This window comes from Bacillus sp. ABA4_010 (assembly GCF_056159105.1).
In genome coordinates, this window is sequence record NZ_JBSWUN010000003.1 from 671,434 (window position 1) to 689,528 (window position 18,095).

Below are 18,095 nucleotides of genomic sequence, written 5' to 3' on the forward strand. Positions count from 1 at the left end.
GAACCAGTCGGCATGTGGCTTCCTCTGTTAGGTTTACTGCTCGGCATTGCACTTGGTTTGCTTTCAGAAATTCGTATACCGGATGAGTATACGAACTATTTGTCGATTGCCGTTCTTGCAGCCCTTGATACACTTTTTGGTGGAATTAGGGCTCATTTGCAAAACATATATGATGAAAAAGTGTTTATATCTGGTTTTTTCTTTAATATTATTTTAGCCGCAAGTTTAGCTTTTCTCGGTGTACATATTGGTGTAGACTTGTATTTAGCAGCCGTTTTTGCCTTTGGCGTCCGTTTGTTTCAAAACATTGCGGTTATCAGAAGAATTTTATTGACAAAATGGTCGGAGGCAAAAGAAAAAATCGAAAAAAATTGATTCGATAAAAGGTGAAACTGCTGTATTTGTTGAATATTTTCATGTAATAGAGAAAATGATTGTTGTTCTTCTATTCAAAAGTAGTGGATTGATGTCAAAGGAGGTGCCAAAGAATGAACAGCAATGAAATATATGTAAGTCTTGACATCGGTACATCCAGTGTAAAAGTAATCATTGGTGAGATGAATAATGACTCTTTGAATATAATTGGAGTTGGCAATGTAAAGTCGCAAGGGCTTAAAAAAGGTTCGATTGTTGACATAGATGAAACAGTTCAATCCATCAAAAAAGCTGTGGAGCAAGCTGAACGAATGGTCGGGATGGAAATTAAGCGCGTAGTAGTAGGAGTGAACGGCAACCACGTTCATCTGCAACCGTGTCACGGTGTAGTCGCGGTATCAAGCGACAATCGCGAAATTAAAAATGAAGATGTGCAGCGTGTGTTAGATGCGGCGCAAGTCATGTCCATTCCACCGGATCGGGAAGTAATTGATGTCATCCCAACTCAGTTTATCGTAGATGGACTGGAAGGAATTACAGATCCTAGAGGAATGCTTGGCGTCCGTCTGGAAATGGAAGGGACTCTTATTACAGGCTCAAGGACGGTTCTACATAACTTTTTACGCTGCGTAGAGCGTGTTGGTTTGGAAATTACAGATATTTGCCTGCAGCCTCTTGCAGCAGGCTCCATTGCCTTATCAAATGATGAAAAAAACTTGGGTGTCGCGTTGGTGGATATTGGAGGCGGTTCTACAACTGTAGCCATCTTTAATGAAGGAACGTTAGAGAATACGATTGTATTGCCGGTCGGAGGGGAGCATATTACAAAGGATTTATCCATTGTATTGCGAACGTCGACCGAAGATGCTGAAAAGGTAAAAGTAAAGCATGGACATGCCTTTTATGATTATGCCTCTGAGGAAGAAGTATTCAGTGTTCCCATTATTGGGAGTGATCAGCATCAGCAATTTAATCAGTTAGAAGTCTCGGAAATTATTGAAGCTAGATTACAAGAAATTTTAGAGCTTGTTGCTCAAGAAGCAAGGCGGATTGGCTTCAAGGAACTACCAGGAGGCTATGTGCTAACGGGTGGCGTTGTAACGATGCCGGGTGTGTTGGATTTGGCTCAGCATATTTTAAAGAATAATGTTAGAATTGCTATTCCGGATTACATTGGGGTTAGAGAGCCACAATATACAACAGGTGTCGGCCTGATTAAGTTTGCTTACAAAAATGCTAAGATTCAAGGAAGGCATATAAGCGAGCCTGTTCATCAGCCGGTAGAAAGAGTAGTTGCTGAAAAGGAACTTGTTCCAGAACAGCCGCAACAACCAAAACCAAAAAAGAAAGACGAAAATTTTTCGAATAAGATGAAGAAGTTCTTCGGATATTTCTTTGAATAGGAAAGCAAAGCAATTTCGATGAATTAGGAGGAACTATAATGTTGGAGTTTGATACAAGTGTAGATCAATTAGCGACAATCAAAGTTATCGGTGTCGGCGGAGGCGGAAATAATGCTGTTAACCGCATGATTGAACACGGCGTTCAAGGTGTAGAGTTTATTGCTGTCAATACAGATGCACAAGCTCTTAATTTATCAAAAGCAGAGATTAAAATGCAAATCGGTGCAAAATTGACAAGAGGATTAGGAGCAGGTGCTAATCCTGAAGTAGGAAAAAAGGCAGCGGAAGAAAGCAAAGAACAAATTCAAGAGGCGTTAAAAGGTGCAGACATGGTATTCGTTACTGCTGGAATGGGCGGGGGTACAGGTACAGGTGCAGCACCAGTTATCGCACAAATTGCTCGTGAACTAGGTGCATTAACAGTGGGTGTTGTGACACGTCCTTTTACATTTGAAGGTAGAAAGCGTGCGACACAAGCAGCAGGCGGAATTGCCGCGATGAAAGAAGCAGTGGATACACTAATCGTAATTCCAAATGATCGCTTGCTTGAAATTGTCGATAAAAACACGCCGATGCTAGAAGCATTCCGTGAAGCGGATAACGTATTGCGTCAAGGTGTTCAAGGTATTTCGGATTTGATTGCTGTGCCAGGATTAATCAACCTTGATTTTGCGGACGTCAAAACCATTATGTCGAATAAAGGTTCTGCATTAATGGGGATCGGGATTGCAACAGGTGAAAATCGTGCTGCTGAAGCAGCGAAAAAAGCGATTTCCAGTCCGTTGCTGGAAACATCCATTGATGGGGCGCAAGGTGTGTTAATGAATATTACAGGCGGAACAAATTTAAGCTTGTATGAAGTACAAGAGGCAGCTGATATTGTTGCTTCAGCATCAGACCAAGAAGTGAATATGATTTTTGGTTCTGTCATTAACGAAAACTTAAAAGATGAAATTGTTGTGACCGTTATCGCAACAGGCTTTAACGATCAAGATGTACCGGCATTTAAAGGTGCAGTTCGCCCTTCAATGACGGCATCAAAATCTCAGCCGCAGCAGCAACAACAGCCACAGCAGCCGATGAAACGTGAGCCAGTAAAGCGTGAAGAGCCGGTTCAAGACTATGTCCGCCCTGTACAACAACCGGAAGAAACGTTAGATATTCCAACGTTTTTACGTAACCGTAATAGAAGACGATAATAATGAAAAAGGTTCCTTCAATTGAAGGGCCTTTTTTTATTTTGGGTGAAAATGACGATTTACGGTATCGGATTCATTGTCACTTTTGACAGAAAAGGGTGAGGAGACTCGATTGGGTGTGAAAATACATGATTTTGCCGAACCGTAACTGAAGTAGAAACGAAGAGTGACAAAACTCGAATAAATATGGCAAAACTTCTACTCGTTTATCGGCATGAACTGACAGACTTTAAAATAGGATGTACTATATACTAGATTTTAACAAAGGATTTTTGCGATGGGAGTGGACTTACAACTTGTCCATTTACTTAGATCTTATATGGCTTTTAAATGCAGGATTGGACACCATGCTTTTGTTACTGTGTAATATCGTCTTAAAGCGGAATGCACAATGGTGGAGGTTACTATGCGGAGGAGCACTAGGGTCACTAATCGTCTTTTTCATGTTTACTCCGTGGTCTGCTTTTATGCTACATCCTGCTGTAAAGCTTATGTTTTCTGTTGTCATGGTATTAGCGGCATTTGGCTTTCGAAGAATTCGTTATTTTTTAGAAAACCTTCTTACACTTTATTTTTCTACTTTTGCTGTTGGTGGAGGATTAATGGGGCTTCATTTTATGTTTAATGAACAATATTTGATTTTTGAAGGAACGTCTGCAACGGTTGGATATGAATACGGAGATCCGGTGAGCTGGCTGTTTGTTTTAATTGGTTTTCCTATTTTGTTTTATTTTTCGAAAACGAGAATGGAAGATTTGAAGATGAAAAACATTACATTTGATCAGCTTGTTCTTGTCCGAGTATCGATGAATGAACAATCCTTTTCATTTAAGGGGCTTATTGACAGTGGAAATCAGCTGTATGATCCGCTTAGTCAAACACCGGTCATGATTATAACAGCGGATGCCATGGAGGGGATGGTTCCAGTCGAACTGATTGAAGCAACAAAGGATGCCGAATCGATGTCTTTTTATGAACATATCCCAGAAGAATGGCAGTCTAAACTGCGAATTATTCCATATAGGACGGTAGGGCATTCTGGTCAGTTTATGATTGCTTTTAAACCTGAATTCGTTACGGTTCAGCATAAAGAAGAGTCCATTCTCATTCGTAAAGTGCTGATTGGAATCAGCCATACAGCCTTATCACCTGAAAATCTCTATCAGTGCATTGTCCACCCAAAGCTGTTGGTTACTGGTACTGTTTCGTCAGCTTCATGAGGAAGCTTGGGGTATGTGAAATCCTTAATACTATCATACTCACAAAATTGATAAATAGAAGGGGGATATGCAATGTCTACATATGCGATTCGCTTAAAATTACTTTGGTATAAATGGTTAATAAAACTAGGGGTTAAAACGGATGAAGTACACTATATAGGAGGAAGTGAGGCGTTGCCTCCTCCTTTAACCAAAGAAGAGGAAGAAGTTCTATTGAAGAAACTTCCTACGGGGGACGCAGCCACCAGGTCATTATTGATTGAAAGAAATTTAAGACTCGTTGTGTACATTGCCCGGAAATTTGAAAATACAGGTATTAACATCGAGGATTTAATTAGTATCGGTACAATTGGTTTAATTAAAGCAGTAAATACGTTTAATCCAGAAAAGAAAATCAAACTAGCTACTTATGCTTCTCGGTGTATTGAAAATGAAATTTTAATGTACTTACGCCGGAATAATAAAATTCGGTCAGAGGTTTCATTTGATGAACCGTTAAACATTGATTGGGATGGAAACGAACTATTACTATCAGATGTGTTAGGGACAGAAGAGGATATTATTACAAAAGACTTGGAAGCGAATGTGGACAGAAAATTGTTGCTAAAAGCACTGCATCAACTCAATGATCGTGAAAAGCAAATTATGGAATTACGCTTCGGTCTGCAAGGGGGCGAAGAAAAGACACAAAAAGATGTAGCTGACATGCTTGGTATTTCGCAATCGTACATTTCTCGCCTTGAAAAACGTATTATTAAGCGCCTCAGAAAAGAATTTAATAAAATGGTGTAAGAGGATGCGGTCAAAGATATAAAAAGTATTCCTTTGACCGCATCCTCCTGAAAGACCCCGTCACGAAAATCCTTACTTTTCCTGGATTTTCGTGACGGGGTCTTTCGGTATAAAAATAATTTTTTCGCCTGTTTAGGCATTATAAAAAGTTCAATAAAAATTATGGACTTCTCTCTTGTTTAGGAGATTGTACAGGAGTTTTGGTTGAATACAGGATAAAAATTATTTCAATGGGTTTGATTTAAAATATTAAATGGTGTTTTGGCTGTTTCATGTCCATAAAACAGCTGTTAAGAAGAAGAGAAGATTTTCAAGCCCGCTTTCTTAACAATAGTCAGAATTGTTAAAGTGCATATTTTTTCCTACCAGGGAGATACTGAACTCTGAACATCATCTCCTGTTAGGAGGGAAAGAATTGACAAGAAACAAAGTAGAAATTTGTGGCGTAGATACTTCAAAACTCCCTGTACTAAAGAATGATGAAATGCGCCTATTATTTAGGCAAATGCAAAGTGGAGATCCCACAGCGAGGGAAAAGCTGGTTAGCGGAAATTTAAGGTTAGTATTAAGTGTCATTCAACGCTTTAACAACCGCGGTGAATTCGTCGATGATTTGTTTCAAGTCGGTTGTATCGGACTAATGAAATCGATTGATAATTTTGATTTAAGCCAAAATGTAAAGTTTTCCACATATGCAGTACCGATGATTATTGGGGAAATTAGGCGATACTTAAGGGACAACAATCCAATCCGTGTCTCTCGCTCTCTCAGAGACATTGCTTATAAAGCATTGCAAGTGCGAGAAAAACTAATGAGTGAAACTTCTAAAGAACCGACTGCCGAGGAAATTTCCAGAGTGCTCGATGTCCCACATGAAGAGATTGTATTTGCATTGGATGCGATTCAAGACCCTGTCTCGTTATTTGAACCTATTTATAACGACGGCGGCGATCCGATTTATGTGATGGACCAGTTAAGTGATGAACGAAATCGCGACTCAAACTGGATTGAGGAAATCGCTTTAAAAGAAGGGATGAGGCGCCTTAATGAACGTGAAAAACTTATTTTACGCAAGCGCTTCTTTCAAGGAAAAACTCAAATGGAGGTCGCTGAGGAAATTGGAATTTCTCAGGCACAAGTATCAAGACTTGAAAAGGCAGCCATTAAGCAGATGAATAAAAATATTCAAAGTTAAAAAATCTCTCTCCCTGTAGGGGGGAGATTTTTTACTGGGGAGAGAAGGTGCTTAAAAAAGAATAAAGCGCAAATTTCTCATGAAAAGAAGAAACTGAAAATATATATGAAAGAGAAGGTGGATGGAGGGGAGAGAAGGATATGATTAAAATTTCAGATTTTCAGACAAAGGATGTCGTAAATGTAGCAGATGGGCGAAAGTTGGGGAACATTGCCGATATTGATATTAATCTCAATACGGGAAAAATCGAGGCGGTTGTTATTCAGCATACGGGAAGAATGCTTGGTTTCTTTGGAAAAGATGGGAACATTGTCATTCCGTGGAGTAATATTGTTAAAATAGGAACGGATGTCATCCTCGTCAGGTATAAAGAACCCGTGGAGTATGAAGGGGAATAATTATTTTTTGGCACAGATTTCACCAATATATGATACAATAAGTGCAAGTATGGAGAATATGAAAAGGAAGTGCGCAATTTGAGGAATTTAGAACCTTTTCAATGTCAGCATGTCGAATCCCTGCTGTTTTTACAGCCATGGATGCACATGGCCAACGAGTTAGTAGCAGGCTTTACGACAAAAAATGGCGGATTTAGCCAAGATGACTACCAAACTTTGAATTTAGGTTTGCATGTTCATGATGCTCCTTCAACGGTTATGGCTAATCGGCAGGAAGTAGCTGAACAACTGAAAATGCCTCTTTCAAAATGGGTCTGCGCAGAGCAAGTACATAAAAACCTGATTGTGAAAGTAACCGAGTCTGATGCTGAAAAAGGGGTTTACGAGTATCATGAGGGGATTCCTGAAACGGATGGCATTTACACAAACCGAAAAGATCTTCTTCTTACTTTATGTTTTGCAGATTGTGTGCCTCTCTATTTCTTCGCTCCAAAACAAGGCATGATTGGATTAGCTCATGCTGGCTGGAAAGGCACAGTCGAAAATATTGGCGGAGAAATGGTGAAGAAGTGGACAGAAGAAGAAGGTATTCCGTTACATGACATTTATGCAGCCATTGGTCCGTCGATTGAAGATTGTTGCTATATCGTGGATGATCGAGTAATTGACCGAATTCATGGTGCATTAAATAAAGAGGAAGCGCAAGCATGTTACAGCACGGTGAGTACTGGGCAATATGCGCTGGATTTAAAAGAAGTAAACAAACGTCTCTTATTGAAAGCGGGTCTTTCTCCTGATCGTTTACTACTATCAGGGTTATGTACAAGCTGTAAAGAAGATCTCTTTTTTTCACACCGGCGTGACCGGGGGAAAACGGGGCGAATGTTAAGTTTTATCGGTTATAGGAAGGACTGAATTGAGCGTGAATGTTCAAGACAATTTGGCGATGATCCAGGAACAGGTGAAAAAAGCGTGTGCCCGGGCCGGCCGCAGCCATTCAGATGTTCACATTGTTGCAGTGACAAAGTATGTATCCATTGAGCGGGCGGAGGAAGCAGTAGCTGCCGGTGTTTTGCATATAGGGGAAAACAGAGACCAAGGACTTTCAGCAAAATACGAAGTACTTGGAAATCGTGTTCAATGGCATTTTATTGGAACATTGCAGTCACGTAAAGTGAAACAAATTATCGACAAAGTTGATTATATCCATTCTTTGGATCGCCTTTCGCTTGCGAAGGAAATTCATTCTCGCGCTGAGCGGACGATTAAATGCTTTGTCCAAGTGAATGTGTCGAAGGAAGAGTCGAAACATGGCTTGAGTGTGGAAGAAGTTATTCCTTTTATTAAAGAGCTTGAACCATACGACAAAATTAAAGTAGTCGGCTTAATGACGATGGCACCATTTACGGAAGATAAAGAACTTATTCGAACGTGCTTTAAAACGTTGCGGAATCTTCAGCAAGATGTACAAGCTTTAAATCTTTCATATGCTCCGTGCATAGAGCTTTCAATGGGCATGTCTAATGATTTTGACATCGCTGTTGAAGAAGGCGCTACTTTCATTCGATTAGGAACGACCCTTGTCGGAAAAGAATTTTAAGGAGGCACTTCATTATGGGGATAAAACATAAGTTTAAAAGTTTCTTTGTCCTGGATGATGAACAGGAACAAGAAGTACAAGAAATGCCGGCCGTAGAAGAGGAAGACGAGATGTCATACCAATCAAAAGCACCAAAAGGACAAAATGTAATTAGTTTGCAAAGCGTTCAAAAATCGTCGAAAATGGTATTATGTGAACCAAGAGTGTATGAAGAAGCTAGGGAAATCACAGACCATTTAAAAGCGAAAAAAGCAGTAGTCGTAAATTTACAGCGAGTATCGCACGATCAAGCAGTACGTATTATAGACTTTTTGACTGGCACCGTTTACGCGCTAGGAGGAGATGCGCAAAAAATTGGCCATAATATTTTCTTGTGCACGCCCGATACGGTAGAAGTGTCAGGAAACATTTCAAATATTGTAACCGAAGCTGAACAGATGACAAAGAGGTGGTAACCGTTCATGGGAACAGTAGCAGTTTTATTAGTGAAATTAATTGAACTTTATTCATGGGCGCTCATAATTTATATTTTAATGTCTTGGGTGCCGAGTATTAAGGAATCGAGATTTGGCCAAATTTTAGCTAACATATGTGAGCCATATTTAGAGCCTTTTCGAAAAATCATTCCACCGTTAGCGATGATTGATTTTTCACCAATCGTAGCCATTTTTGTGTTGCGTTTTGCTCAGCAAGGAGTTTATGCGTTATTTTCGATGTTAAATTTGATTTAACGGAAAGGAATCTGAATGGTTCCTTTTTTAAATGTTCATAACAGAAGCCATTGGATAGAGACCTATGTCTAGCTTTTGTACCGTCAGCAGCATAGATTCATTAATGTTGACGGAAAGGAAAAGCTCGATCGGGTTTAATGATTATAACGGAGAGATTTTATGACGATTTACCAGCATTTTCGCAAAGAAGAGCACGAGTTTATTGATGCAGTGCTTGAGTGGAAAGAAGATGTACTGTCACAATATGCCGCGAAGCTAACGGACTTTCTGGACCCGCGTGAACAGCAGATTGTCGAAAGCCTCATTGGAACAGAAGGTGACGTAAAGGTTCAATTTGCCGGTGGAACGGAACGAAAGCGAGCGCTTTTGTACCCCGATTATTATGAACCGCAAGAACAAGATTTTCAGCTTTCTTATTACGAGTTGCTGTATCCGTCAAAATTTTTGTCAATCGAGCATCCGCAAGTGCTGGGGGCGATGATGTCCCTTGGATTACGACGTTCAAAATTTGGGGATATTCTCATCGACGGCGATCGCATTCAGTTAATTGCGGCAGAAGAAGTGGCGTCGTATATTGAAATGAACCTGCAGTCGGTAGGAAAGGCGAAGGTGACGCTAAAAGTAATTGACAAACAAGAACTGCTTGAGTCAAAAGAAGAGTGGATTGAACAGTCGGTTACAGTGTCATCTTTGCGATTGGATGTTCTGTTATCTAATATTTACCGTCTTTCTAGGCAAAAAGTGCAGCCATTTATTGAGCACGGCAATGCAAAAGTTAATTTTAAAGTCGTGGAGCAACCTTCTTTTGAGTGCCAAGAGGGAGATGTTCTTTCGTTGAGAGGGCATGGCAGAAGCCGTATCTTGTCCATTGAAGGTAAGACAAAAAAAGAAAAATGGAGAATTGTCGTCGGAATTCAAAAATAAACGGCATAAAAAGCAGGAAATAGACAAAAAACGTCGAAAATTAATGTTCAGAATTGGAGAATGAGACAACGTGGAGGTGGCTTATAATGCCTTTAACACCTTTAGATATTCATAACAAGGAATTCAATAAGGGTTTTCGGGGATATGACGAAGATGAAGTAAATGAGTTTTTGGATCAGGTTATTAAAGATTACGAACAATTGATTCGTGAAAAGAAAGAGCTTGAGGGTAAAGTTCATGAGCTAACGGAAAAAATCGGCCACTTTACGAGCATTGAAGAAGCGTTGAATAAATCAATTTTAATTGCCCAGGAAGCGGGAGAAGAAGTTAAGCGAAACGCACAGAAAGAAGCCAAGCTCATTATTAAAGAAGCCGAAAAAAATGCAGACCGCATCATTAATGAAGCCTTATCAAAATCAAGAAAAATCGCGATTGATATCGAGGACTTAAAAAAGCAATCTAAAGTGTTCCGGACAAGATTCAAAATGTTGATTGAGGCACAACTTGAAATGCTTGATAATGATGACTGGGATCATTTGATGGAATATGAAGTCTCTGCTTTTGATCCAAAAGAAGAAGATTGACAATGTCGTCTTGACTTCTAAAGGAAAATTATTTTATAATTTTATCACGATTTCTTTTCGTATAACGAGTATAACGAGGAAAGGGACAGTAGTTTCTTCAGTTGTTTTATAATAGCGAATCGAGGAAGGTGGGAGCTCGGTATAAAACGAAGAAATGAACATCACCCTGGAGTTCCTTGTCGAACTAATAGTAGACAATGGCGTGTCATTCGCGTTAAGAATGTTTTAAGAGGACTTTGCCTAATTTTAGTATACATAAAGGTACAGTCTACAAGGGTGGTACCGCGGGAGATCTTCTCGTCCCTTTTTGGGATGCAGAAGGTCTTTTTTTATTGTCCATCAGTAGTGCAAGTCGACTGTGACGGTCCCTTTTTTCATTTGAAGGAACCAAAAGTAGTCGATGGAAAGCTTGCAGCGGTAACGAAGTTCGTTCCGTATTTTGAATATAAAAATGGAGGCTAAATCATGGAATACAAAGACACATTATTAATGCCGCAAACGGAATTTCCGATGCGTGGTAATTTACCAAAACGTGAACCAGATATGCAGAAAAAATGGGAAGAAATGAGCATCTATGAAAAAGTGCAAGAACGCACAAAAGATCGTCCATTTTTCATCCTGCATGACGGCCCTCCGTATGCAAACGGTGATATTCACATGGGGCATGCTCTTAATAAAATTTTGAAGGACTTTATTGTGCGCTATAAATCGATGGCTGGCTTTTGCTCACCATATGTTCCAGGTTGGGATACACATGGTTTGCCAATTGAAACAGCATTAACAAAAAATAAAAAAGTGAACCGCAAAGAAATGAGCGTCGCTGAATTCCGTAAATTATGTGAAGAGTATGCGTGGGAGCAAGTAGACCGTCAGCGTGAGCAATTCAAACGTCTTGGCGTTCGCGGTGATTGGGATAATCCGTATGTAACATTACAGCCGGAATACGAAGCACAGCAAATTAAAGTGTTCGGTGAGATGGCGAAAAAAGGCTATATTTACAAAGGATTAAAACCAGTTTATTGGTCTCCTTCAAGTGAATCTGCCTTAGCAGAAGCAGAGATTGAATACTATGATAAAAAATCTCCTTCTATTTACGTTGCGTTCCCTGTTAAAGATGGAAAAGGTGTCTTGAACAGTGATGAGCAAATTGTAATCTGGACGACAACACCGTGGACAATGCCAGCTAATCTTGGTATTTCAGTACATCCAGACCTTGAATATAGCGTAGTCGCAGCAAATGGCGGTAAATATGTTATTGCGTCTGAGTTAGTAGAGTCTGTCGCAAAAGCAATTGAGTGGGAAACATATGAAGTGACGCGAACGGTTAAAGGAGCAGAGTTGGAGCATGTTGTAGCGAAGCATCCTTTATATGACCGTGATTCTCTTGTAATGCTTGGCGATCACGTAACGACAGATGCTGGTACAGGTTGTGTTCATACAGCGCCTGGTCACGGGGAAGATGACTTTATTATCGGACAAAAATATGGATTGGATGTATTATGTCCAGTTGATGAAAAAGGTTATATGACAAAAGAAGCTGGTGAATTTGCTGGTCTGTTCTATGATGAAGCAAACAAGCCAATTACACAAAAGCTTCAAGAAGCGGGAGCACTATTAAAGCTAACGTTTATTACGCACTCGTATCCGCATGATTGGCGTACGAAGAAGCCGACGATTTTCCGTGCTACAGCACAATGGTTTGCTTCAATCAAAGATTTCCGTCAGGAGCTATTACAAGCAATTGAAGAAACACAATGGGTACCTGCATGGGGGGAAACGCGCCTTTACAACATGGTTCGTGACCGTGGCGATTGGTGTATTTCACGCCAGCGTGCATGGGGGGTTCCAATTCCGGTATTCTACGGTGAGAACGGCGAGCCAATTATTACAGATGAAACCATTGAGCATGTGTCAAACTTATTTAGAGAACATGGTTCAAATGTATGGTTTGAGCGTGAAGCAAAAGAATTATTGCCAGAAGGATTTACACATCCATCAAGTCCAAACGGACAGTTCACAAAAGAAACTGATATTATGGATGTTTGGTTTGATTCAGGTTCTTCACATCAAGCGGTACTAGAAGAGCGTGAAGATTTACAGCGTCCAGCTGATCTTTACTTGGAAGGATCGGACCAATATCGCGGTTGGTTTAACTCTTCTTTATCAACAGGTGTCGCGGTGACTGGAAAAGCTCCATACAAAGGTGTATTAAGCCATGGCTTTGCATTGGATGGAGAAGGTCGTAAAATGAGTAAATCGTTAGGGAACGTAGTGGTCCCAGCAAAAGTGATGGATCAGCTCGGTGCCGACATTTTACGTTTATGGGTAGCATCTGTTGACTATCAAGCAGATGTGCGCGTATCTGATAACATCTTAAAACAAGTCGCAGAAGTATACCGAAAAATCCGTAACACGTTCCGTTTCTTACTCGGTAACTTGGCAGACTTCCAACACGATCAAGATGCGGTAGCTTATGAAAACCTTCGTGAAGTGGACCGTTACATGCTTGTGAAATTGAATAAGCTTATTACAAAAGTAAGAAAGTCGTATGACACGTATGATTTTGCAGCGATTTATCATGCAATTAATAACTTCTGCACAATTGATTTGAGTGCGTTCTACCTTGATTTTGCTAAAGACGTCTTGTATATCGAAGCAGTAGATCAGCATGATCGTCGTAGCATCCAAACGGTTCTTTATGATACACTTTTAGCGTTAACAAAACTTGTTGCGCCGATTTTAACACATACGGCTGACGAGGTATGGGCACATATTCCGAATGCCAAAGAAGAAAGTGTTCAGCTTGTCGATATGCCAGAAGCACGTCAAATGGCCGATGCAGCTGAGCTTGAAAAGAAATGGGATGCTTTCCTTTTACTTCGTGACGATGTGTTAAAAGCGCTTGAAACAGCCCGTAATGAAAAAGTGATTGGAAAATCATTGACGGCAAAACTTGTTCTTTATCCAAATGCTGAAACGAAAGCCTTGCTTGACTCCATTGAAGAAAATGTGAAGCAACTGTTTATCGTTTCTGATTTAGAAATTGCAGGCGACAAAGCAGAAGCGCCGGAACATGCTCAAACATTTGAGCGTACGGCTATCGTTGTGGAAAAAGCAGATGGAGAAACATGTGAGCGTTGTTGGGTTGTAACAACACACATTGGCGAAGATGCTGACCATCCGACATTATGCCCACGCTGTGCAGATGTTGTGAAAAAGCATTACACCAATTAATCAAATAAATTGCAGTCAATCTCTTTAAAAAAGCGTCGTGGTTCATCCTTGTTCAACAAGAATGAACCTGGCGCTTTTTTTGAGTGGATTATTCCATTAGTCCATTCAAGTTACTAGGAGCCCCTACTTGGAAAATCTGAAGAAATTTAACAATGTCCCTGATAGATGGGGGGATTGACAATAGGTAAAAGTTGTGAGTCAAAGATACGGAGAAGGCGGATAAAATATAGGTACCATTTCAAAGAAAGTGAACATGGCAATCGTTCTTCACACTACCGATCTCAAAGGAGGCAAAATCATGCAGCATCATTCTTATTCAAGCATTAAAGCAGAGTTGGAAATGATGAGAACCGAATTGGAGTCTTCTTTAAAAAAGTATGAGGCGCAGTATGATATGTATGTACAAGAGAAACAGGGAAGTGTCGTCCAATATGTAAAAGAAGATTTGGATGATGTAAACAGAGCATTGCTGAAAATTGATATAGGTGTATTTGGAATTGATGAACTGACAGGTGAAACGATTCCCTTAAAAAAATTGAAGGTGCTCCCTACAGCCAGAACCGAAAAAGACGTGTACTTTACTCGCTAACAGGCGATTACTGAAACAATCCCTTTAAATCGAACGCATATTTGTGCTAAAATGCATTAGGACATAGTCGTTCATTTCGTATGAGGGGGAACTAGCGTGCTTTATTATTTGATTGCTGTTTTTGTCATTCTTGTTGATCAAGTAACTAAGTGGATGGTTGTGAAGCAAATGGAGTTGGGAGAAAGCATTGAAATCATTCCTAATTTTCTTTATATGACTTCACACCGCAATCGAGGAGCTGCCTGGGGAATTTTGCAGGGGCAAATGTGGTTTTTCTACATTGTTACCGCGATTGTCATCATTGCACTGGTTTTTTATATTCGCCGTTTGAAACCGGAAGAAAGAATGCTTGGCATTGCTTTAGGCCTCATGCTTGGCGGGGCTATCGGAAACTTTATTGATCGGGTTTGGCGCAAAGAAGTAGTCGACTTTATCAATACATACATTTTTACGTATGATTTTCCAATTTTCAATGTAGCGGATTCCGCCCTAGTCATTGGAGTAGGACTGATCTTTGTCTTAACGTTATTTGAAGGAAAAACCACGAAGGAGAATACTTAATGGAAGTAATTGAATTGACCATTGACGAACAACATCAATCGGAGCGACTGGATAAAGTGTTATCGACGATTAACTCAGATTGGTCTCGAACACAAGTTCAGCAATGGATGAAAGATGGAGCAGTAAAAGTGAACGGGGCAACAGTAAAAGGAAATTATAAATGCAAAAGTGCTGATCATGTCGTAATTGAAATTCCAGAACCGGAAGCATTGGATGTGCTGCCGGAAGAAATGAATTTAGAAATTTATTACGAAGATCAAGATGTTTTAGTTGTTAACAAGCCGCGTGGGATGGTTGTTCATCCGGCACCAGGTCATACAACTGGTACATTAGTTAATGGATTAATGGCCCATTGCAAAGATTTATCAGGAATTAACGGGGTATTAAGACCGGGCATTGTCCATCGTATTGACAAAGATACATCTGGCTTGCTAATGGTGGCGAAAAATGATATGGCCCATGAGTCGCTTGTGAATCAACTTGTTCAAAAAACAGTAACAAGACGATATAAGGCAATTGTACATGGAGTCATTGCTCATGACCATGGAACGATTGATGCGCCGATTGGCCGTGACCGCCAGGACCGCCAAAGCATGACCGTTACAGATGAAAACAGTAAAGATGCGGTGACTCACTTTACGGTATTGAAACGATTTAAAGATTTTACGCTAGTGGAGTGTCAGTTGGAAACAGGGCGTACGCATCAAATCCGCGTTCATATGAAATACATCGGGTATCCGCTTGCGGGAGATCCAAAATATGGTCCGAAAAAGACGTTACCGCTTGAGGGACAGGCTCTTCATGCCGGGATTTTAGGCTTTACTCATCCGCGCACAGGAGAGTATAAGGAGTTTGAAGCACCTCTTCCGAAGGAATTTGAGGAGATACTTGATTTATTAGAAAAAAGAAGTTGACACAAACTACTATTCATGTGATAATGTGTCTAGTTGAATAAATGAACCTTTAAGAAATAGTCCCGTGAGGCTAAAAAGGAAACGGTTCGTATATACGAAAGGTATATACATGTGTAGAACAACTGTGCCCTCTTTCCCCTCAAGGTAAGAGGGTTTTTTAGTAGCCAAAAGACACGGCATAAAAAGCAAAAGAGGTGATAGTCATGAACTTAAAGGCAGTGATTCTAGATGAACAAGCCGTTCGACGTGCGTTAACACGTATCGCCCATGAAATTATTGAACGCAATAAGGGGATCGAACATTGCGTGCTTGTTGGAATTAAAACAAGAGGCATTTATTTAGCAAAGCGATTAGCAGAACGAATTGAACAAATTGAAGGAAAGCCAATCGCAGTTGGAGAGCTTGACATCACATTATACAGAGATGATTTATCAAAAGTAACCAACAATGAAGAACCGCTTGTCAAGGGCTCTGATATCCCGGTTGATATCAACAATCAAAAAGTGATTCTTGTAGACGATGTCCTATACACTGGCCGAACAGTGCGTGCTGGAATGGATGCTTTAATGGATATTGGACGACCTGGCCAAATTCAGCTCGCTGTACTAGTAGACAGAGGGCATCGAGAACTTCCAATTCGAGCCGATTATGTTGGAAAGAACATCCCGACAGCGAGCAGTGAAAAAATTGTTGTTCAATTAGCAGAAGTAGATGAAACAGATCAAGTCAGCATTTATGAAAATGAATAAGAAATCCTTTTAAAAGTGGTCCCGTGAGGCTGCCAAAGGAACAGAGCGAATGTCCATGACACTCATCCAGTAGAGGAAGTGTACGGTCAGCTTGCTTATGTTACCCTCTTTGTGCCCTCACACGCATAAAGAGGGTTTTTTATGACTTCAAACGTCATGGAGAGGGGAAACAATAATGAATACAAAACAAAATATTGTCTTAGATGTGTTAGATAAACCAAAATCATCCCAATGGCTCATTTTAAGCCTTCAGCACTTGTTTGCCATGTTTGGAGCCACCATTCTCGTTCCATACTTAACAAAATTAGATCCGGCTGTTGCGTTAATCGCAAGCGGACTTGGCACATTGGCCTTCCTGCTCATTACAAAAGGAAGGGTGCCGGCTTACTTAGGTTCATCCTTCGCCTTCATTGCGCCAATTTTAGCGGCACAAGCTTCTGGAGGCCCTGGAGCTGCAATGCTTGGAAGCTTCCTATCAGGACTTGTTTACGGAATCGTCGCATTAGTGATTAAAAAAACAGGCATTAACTGGCTTATGAAACTTCTTCCAGCGATTGTAGTTGGCCCAGTTATTATCGTAATTGGTCTTAGTCTTGCGAATGTAGCGGTCGGAATGGCGATGAATGACGCAGAAGGAAATTACAGCACAGTCCACTTAGTAACGGCGCTTGTCACATTAGGAATTGTGATTATCGCTTCAACATACTTCAAAGGATTTGCCGGATTAATTCCGGTTCTGCTCGGAATCATTGGAGGCAGCGTGTTTGCTTACACGCAAGGAATTATGGATTTATCAAAAGTAAAAGAAGCAGCATGGTTGGAAGTACCGAACTTTTACATCCCTTTCGTCTCATACACACCAGAATGGTCATGGAGCATTGTCATGCTGATGGTGCCAGTGGCAATTGTAACTTTATCGGAACATATTGGTCACTTGCTTGTTCTGAATAAAATTGTTGAGCGTGATTATATCGAAAACCCAGGATTGCACCGTACCATCTTAGGTGACGGCGTAGCGACAATGATTGCGGCTTTGATTGGCGGACCACCGAATACGACATACGGTGAAAACATCGGTGTCTTAGCGATTACGAGAGTGTTCAGTGTCTTTGTTATCGGAGGAGCAGCAGTGATTGCCATCACATTTGGCTTCATCGGGAAAATTACCGCACTGATTTCGAGTGTGCCTACAGCCGTTATGGGTGGGGTATCAATCCTGCTGTTCGGGATTATCGCTTCTTCCGGTCTGCGCATGATGGTAGAAGCAAACACAGATTTCGGTGATAAGCGAAACCTTGTGATTGCATCAGTTATCCTGGTGTTAGGAATTGGAGGCGCGTCACTGCACCTTTCTGAACAGATTCATCTTGAAGGAATGGCCTTGGCAGCAATCATCGGAGTGATTTTGAACCTTGTCCTTCCGCATGAAAAAGCGAAAAATACAAGTGAACATGAATCAGCCGGCACGAATGAGCCGAAAACATATGCTTCATAAGAACACCTTTTAATAAAGTCCAGAGAGGCTTGGAAGGGTGAGCGAAGGTGAGCGGATCTGTATGCTACAAAGCATACCTCTGCTCTGCTTTGTCACACCCTTTCCAGTCCCGGAAAGGGTTTTTTTATGGCG

The 18,095-nt window shown here is 40.7% G+C and carries 18 protein-coding genes, 1 pseudogene and 1 other annotated feature; all 19 genes and pseudogenes read left to right on the forward strand.

The window, feature by feature from the left end:
* Positions 1-12 precede the first annotated feature (12 nt).
* The 19 genes and pseudogenes from ACXAEO_RS04620 (at position 13) to ACXAEO_RS04710 (ending at position 17,963) form a co-directional block, all read left to right on the forward strand.
* Positions 13-383: pseudogene (locus ACXAEO_RS04620) on the forward strand (small basic family protein).
* A 105-nt stretch (positions 384-488) separates the two neighbouring features.
* Entirely contained in the window at positions 489-1,778 is a 1,290-nt protein-coding gene (ftsA, locus tag ACXAEO_RS04625; RefSeq protein WP_474878531.1) for a cell division protein FtsA, read from the forward strand.
* A 38-nt stretch (positions 1,779-1,816) separates the two neighbouring features.
* Positions 1,817-2,977, forward strand: coding sequence for a cell division protein FtsZ (gene ftsZ / locus ACXAEO_RS04630; RefSeq protein WP_474878533.1), 1,161 nt, complete (start codon positions 1,817-1,819; stop codon positions 2,975-2,977).
* A gap of 239 nt (positions 2,978-3,216) precedes the next feature.
* Complete coding sequence (gene spoIIGA, locus ACXAEO_RS04635; protein ID WP_474878535.1) at positions 3,217-4,197, forward strand: sigma-E processing peptidase SpoIIGA; 981 nt, start codon at positions 3,217-3,219, stop codon at positions 4,195-4,197.
* A gap of 72 nt (positions 4,198-4,269) precedes the next feature.
* Complete coding sequence (sigE, locus tag ACXAEO_RS04640) at positions 4,270-4,989, forward strand: RNA polymerase sporulation sigma factor SigE (protein ID WP_474878537.1); 720 nt, start codon at positions 4,270-4,272, stop codon at positions 4,987-4,989.
* Positions 4,990-5,404: 415 nt separating this feature from the next.
* The gene (sigG, locus tag ACXAEO_RS04645) at positions 5,405-6,184 is read left to right on the forward strand and encodes an RNA polymerase sporulation sigma factor SigG (RefSeq protein WP_078413442.1); all 780 of its coding nucleotides are present in this window, start codon (positions 5,405-5,407) and stop codon (positions 6,182-6,184) included.
* A 140-nt stretch (positions 6,185-6,324) separates the two neighbouring features.
* A complete protein-coding gene (locus tag ACXAEO_RS04650) occupies positions 6,325-6,582 on the forward strand; it encodes a YlmC/YmxH family sporulation protein (RefSeq protein WP_474878542.1) in 258 nt (85 codons plus the stop codon).
* Positions 6,583-6,723: 141 nt separating this feature from the next.
* Positions 6,724-7,497, forward strand: coding sequence for a peptidoglycan editing factor PgeF (gene pgeF / locus ACXAEO_RS04655; protein WP_474883968.1), 774 nt, complete (start codon positions 6,724-6,726; stop codon positions 7,495-7,497).
* 7 nt (positions 7,498-7,504) lie between these two features.
* Positions 7,505-8,182: a YggS family pyridoxal phosphate-dependent enzyme gene (locus ACXAEO_RS04660; protein WP_474883969.1), complete on the forward strand. Its 678-nt coding sequence runs from the start codon at positions 7,505-7,507 to the stop codon at positions 8,180-8,182.
* Between the two features lie 14 nt (positions 8,183-8,196).
* A complete protein-coding gene (locus ACXAEO_RS04665; RefSeq protein ID WP_474878545.1) occupies positions 8,197-8,637 on the forward strand; it encodes a cell division protein SepF in 441 nt (146 codons plus the stop codon).
* Between the two features lie 6 nt (positions 8,638-8,643).
* Positions 8,644-8,913 carry a YggT family protein gene (locus ACXAEO_RS04670; RefSeq protein WP_474878548.1) on the forward strand — a complete coding sequence of 90 codons (270 nt, stop codon included), beginning with the start codon at positions 8,644-8,646 and terminating at the stop codon, positions 8,911-8,913.
* Between the two features lie 159 nt (positions 8,914-9,072).
* Entirely contained in the window at positions 9,073-9,837 is a 765-nt protein-coding gene (locus tag ACXAEO_RS04675; protein WP_474878550.1) for a YlmH family RNA-binding protein, read from the forward strand.
* An 86-nt stretch (positions 9,838-9,923) separates the two neighbouring features.
* Positions 9,924-10,421, forward strand: a complete 498-nt coding sequence (locus tag ACXAEO_RS04680; RefSeq protein ID WP_474878552.1) for a DivIVA domain-containing protein — start codon at positions 9,924-9,926, stop codon at positions 10,419-10,421.
* Positions 10,422-10,488: 67 nt separating this feature from the next.
* Positions 10,489-10,729 (forward strand) — a binding site (T-box leader).
* 157 nt (positions 10,730-10,886) lie between these two features.
* A complete protein-coding gene (gene ileS / locus ACXAEO_RS04685; RefSeq protein WP_474878555.1) occupies positions 10,887-13,655 on the forward strand; it encodes an isoleucine--tRNA ligase in 2,769 nt (922 codons plus the stop codon).
* Positions 13,656-13,953: 298 nt separating this feature from the next.
* Positions 13,954-14,244: a TraR/DksA family transcriptional regulator gene (locus tag ACXAEO_RS04690; RefSeq protein ID WP_474878558.1), complete on the forward strand. Its 291-nt coding sequence runs from the start codon at positions 13,954-13,956 to the stop codon at positions 14,242-14,244.
* Positions 14,245-14,340: 96 nt separating this feature from the next.
* On the forward strand, positions 14,341-14,805 hold the full coding sequence (lspA, locus tag ACXAEO_RS04695; protein WP_474878561.1) for a signal peptidase II: 465 nt from the start codon (positions 14,341-14,343) through the stop codon (positions 14,803-14,805).
* Positions 14,805-15,719, forward strand: coding sequence for an RluA family pseudouridine synthase (locus ACXAEO_RS04700; RefSeq protein ID WP_474878563.1), 915 nt, complete (start codon positions 14,805-14,807; stop codon positions 15,717-15,719). Before lspA ends, ACXAEO_RS04700 begins: the two co-directional genes overlap by 1 nt.
* A 203-nt stretch (positions 15,720-15,922) precedes the next feature.
* A complete protein-coding gene (gene pyrR / locus ACXAEO_RS04705) occupies positions 15,923-16,468 on the forward strand; it encodes a bifunctional pyr operon transcriptional regulator/uracil phosphoribosyltransferase PyrR (RefSeq protein ID WP_474878566.1) in 546 nt (181 codons plus the stop codon).
* 175 nt (positions 16,469-16,643) lie between these two features.
* Positions 16,644-17,963, forward strand: a complete 1,320-nt coding sequence (locus ACXAEO_RS04710) for a solute carrier family 23 protein (protein ID WP_474878568.1) — start codon at positions 16,644-16,646, stop codon at positions 17,961-17,963.
* The last annotated feature ends 132 nt before the right edge of the window (positions 17,964-18,095 follow it).

Excerpts from the sequence above, each read along its gene's own strand:
- spoIIGA (WP_474878535.1), top strand. The coding sequence starts at position 3,217 with ATGTACTATATACTAGATTTTAACAAAGGATTTTTGCGATGGGAGTGG.
- ACXAEO_RS04675 (WP_474878550.1), top strand. The coding sequence starts at position 9,073 with ATGACGATTTACCAGCATTTTCGCAAAGAAGAGCACGAGTTTATTGAT.
- ftsZ (WP_474878533.1), top strand. The coding sequence starts at position 1,817 with ATGTTGGAGTTTGATACAAGTGTAGATCAATTAGCGACAATCAAAGTT.
- ftsA (WP_474878531.1), top strand. The coding sequence starts at position 489 with ATGAACAGCAATGAAATATATGTAAGTCTTGACATCGGTACATCCAGT.
- sigE (WP_474878537.1), top strand. The coding sequence starts at position 4,270 with ATGTCTACATATGCGATTCGCTTAAAATTACTTTGGTATAAATGGTTA.
- ileS (WP_474878555.1), top strand. The coding sequence starts at position 10,887 with ATGGAATACAAAGACACATTATTAATGCCGCAAACGGAATTTCCGATG.
- ACXAEO_RS04680 (WP_474878552.1), top strand. The coding sequence starts at position 9,924 with ATGCCTTTAACACCTTTAGATATTCATAACAAGGAATTCAATAAGGGT.
- ACXAEO_RS04670 (WP_474878548.1), top strand. The coding sequence starts at position 8,644 with ATGGGAACAGTAGCAGTTTTATTAGTGAAATTAATTGAACTTTATTCA.
- ACXAEO_RS04700 (WP_474878563.1), top strand. The coding sequence starts at position 14,805 with ATGGAAGTAATTGAATTGACCATTGACGAACAACATCAATCGGAGCGA.
- ACXAEO_RS04650 (WP_474878542.1), top strand. The coding sequence starts at position 6,325 with ATGATTAAAATTTCAGATTTTCAGACAAAGGATGTCGTAAATGTAGCA.
- pgeF (WP_474883968.1), top strand. The coding sequence starts at position 6,724 with ATGCACATGGCCAACGAGTTAGTAGCAGGCTTTACGACAAAAAATGGC.
- pyrR (WP_474878566.1), top strand. The coding sequence starts at position 15,923 with ATGAACTTAAAGGCAGTGATTCTAGATGAACAAGCCGTTCGACGTGCG.
- ACXAEO_RS04710 (WP_474878568.1), top strand. The coding sequence starts at position 16,644 with ATGAATACAAAACAAAATATTGTCTTAGATGTGTTAGATAAACCAAAA.
- ACXAEO_RS04665 (WP_474878545.1), top strand. The coding sequence starts at position 8,197 with ATGGGGATAAAACATAAGTTTAAAAGTTTCTTTGTCCTGGATGATGAA.
- ACXAEO_RS04690 (WP_474878558.1), top strand. The coding sequence starts at position 13,954 with ATGCAGCATCATTCTTATTCAAGCATTAAAGCAGAGTTGGAAATGATG.